Genomic DNA, 2,493 nt, shown 5'->3' with positions numbered 1-2,493 from the left:
CCCACCCACCAGACGGGAGACCAGACATGACCCAGCCCCAGCCCCAGCGGTGCGCCGTCGCCCACTCCACCGACACCAGCCCGTGCGAGGGACCGGCCGACGCGGTGCGTGTCCGTGACCGCACGGGCCGCGAGCGGCTCGGGTGCGTCGAGCACGCCGCCCGCGCCCTGGCCAGCATCGAGGGCGCCACCGTCTCCAACGGGCCCAGCGGCTACGACCAGTACCTGAGCCTCAGCGGTCCGCAGAGTGCCGCTCACGACGCCTGGCGGCGGGCCCACCACATGCACCCGTACCAGTGGCAGACCACTGAGGAGACGGCCGCCCGCTGACAGACGAACCCCCCGTGCGGCCGGGCCGCGCGGGGGGTTTCTGGACTTTCTGGACCGCCCCACGCGCGCCCGCGCGACGGGGGTGTAACAAGATCGGCGCCTTGACGTTCCCTTGCGGGAGACGACTTGGGCGAGCCGGGGAATCTCCGGCCGCCATCGGTGCCAGGATCACCACCAGCAGACATGGCAACGGCCCGGAGTTCGCAGCTCCGGGCCGTCCGCCTCCAGCTCGCGCCCTTAGCCAGGCGAGACAGGAAACGTTGCTCGTGCCCACTGTACGAAGCGGCGACCAGTGGTCGCCATCCCGCCCCGCCGGGGCGGGTGTCCCGCACCCCGACGGCGCCGCGCCCGCCGAAGGGCTTGTTACATGTGCCACAACGGGCCGTGTAAGCGAAACCCCTGGTCAGGGGCAGGTAACAACGGCGCGGGATGGGGAGAGCGCGAGAGGGGCGGGCCCCTCTCGCAAGCAGTTCCCGTCGGCGGATCTGGTGTCGGCGGCGGTCGGGATGTGGACCCGCCGGGAGTCGTGGGGCGGGGCGGTCACCCCGACCGGCGACGCGCCCCAACCAGGGGTGGGCGGGCACGAGCCGACCGGTCTGGTGCCCGCGACGGGCCGCCGCCGCCGAGTTGGTGAGGAAGGTCCCCGGCCGCTGGTGTCGGTCTCCCCCGGCACGATCGCCGTGGCGTGGCCGGACGTGGCCCGCGCCGAACGGACCGTCGAACGACAGCAGGAGGCGGACCGCAAGCGAGCGTCGGACCTCGCCCGGTACGTCGCGGAGTACGTAGGCGACCCGGCCGAGCTGGAGCCGTCCCGCGTCATCACGGAGTGGTCAGCCAAGAGCCGGGCCCGTATGACGCGGACACTCGCAGAGCTGGACTACGGGCCGCTGCTGCGGCTGGGGCTCCGCCTGCCGATGACGACTCTCACGTACCCCGGCGACTGGCTCACTGTGGCACCCACCGGCAAGGCGGTGAAGGAGCACCTTAAGGCGTACCGGAAGCGGTTCGAGCGGGCGTGGGGCTTCGCTCCCATCGGCATCTGGAAGCTGGAGTTCCAGCGTCGCGGGGCACCGCACATCCACTTCTGGGGCCCCGAGCCGGAAGGCACGGCTGGAGAGCTGCGGCGCCTCACACAGGCCCGGTACCGCCCGGCCGTGGGCGACGGGCTGCCGTACCGACAGTGGCTGTCCGTGGTGTGGGCGGACATCGTCGCCCACCCCGACCCGGAGGAGCGGCGTCGCCACCAGCTCGCCGGGACGGCGGTGGACTTCCGGGAAGGGGAGCGGATGCGCGACCCCCGGCGCCTCGCCGTGTACTTCACCAAGCACGGGTCGTACGCCGCGAAGGAGTACCAGAACCGGGTGCCCGAGCAATGGCAGCGGCCCGGCGCGGGGCCGGGCCGCTTCTGGGGCTACTGGGGGCTGGAGTCGGCGGCCGTCGCGGTCGAGGTGGACCCGGCCGCCGCCGTGTGGGCGGCGCGCATCCTGCGGCGGTACGCACGCGCCCAAGGGGTCACGCAGCAGCGGACTGTACGACGCTCGGCAGGCGGTACCCCGCGCGCCGAGCTGCCCGTGATCGGTCTCGCCGGGGCGGCCTACGCCGAGCCGACCCGGGTCCGGTACCGCAGGGTCCGCCGCCGCGTCGTCCGGATGCGGGGCGGCCGTGGATTCCTGTGCGTCAACAACGGGCCCGCCCTCGCCGCCAAGCTCGCCCGCGCGGTCGAGCAGCTCGCCTACCCGACCGTGCCCGGTCGCCCCGGAAACCCCCCGGCGGCGGCCGGGGCCGGGGTGCTTACTGACGTCAGTAAGCACTAACTCGCTGCCGGGATCTGCTGCCGTCGGGCAGTGCGGCGCGAGGGCGTTACTGGGATCAGTAACCCACAACTCGCTGCCGGGATCTGCCCCGGCCAGAGCGCCCCGCCTGCCATCGGTCGGCGGGGCGCTCGACCGCCACCCGGCACCGCCACCTGACCGCCACCGAGGGGACGCGGGTGGCGGTCAGGTGGCGGTCGCGGGGCGGTGCCGGGGCGGTGGTCTGGCGGTGCCGGGTGGCGGTCGCGGACGGCGCCCACGGCCGGAGTAATCCGCGGATAACTCCCGTCGGCGGCGTGCTCCTGGTCCTCGATGCGGCACGTCCTATGGTGCGGCGGGTGAGCCCCCACCAG

General features: G+C 73.8%; 2 protein-coding genes. Both read left to right on the top strand.

Annotated elements, in window-relative coordinates; genetic code table 11:
• The first annotated feature begins 26 nt into the window (after window positions 1-26).
• The gene (locus J116_RS27990; RefSeq protein WP_023591453.1) at window positions 27-329 is read left to right on the top strand and encodes a hypothetical protein; all 303 of its coding nucleotides are present in this window, start codon (window positions 27-29) and stop codon (window positions 327-329) included.
• 653 nt (window positions 330-982) lie between these two features.
• On the top strand, window positions 983-2,143 hold the full coding sequence (locus J116_RS29290) for a hypothetical protein (RefSeq protein ID WP_023591452.1): 1,161 nt from the start codon (window positions 983-985) through the stop codon (window positions 2,141-2,143).
• Window positions 2,144-2,493: the final 350 nt, after the last annotated feature.

Source organism: Streptomyces thermolilacinus SPC6 (genome assembly GCF_000478605.2).
GTDB lineage: Bacteria > Actinomycetota > Actinomycetes > Streptomycetales > Streptomycetaceae > Streptomyces > Streptomyces thermolilacinus.
This window is presented reverse-complemented; position numbering and strand designations above follow the sequence as displayed.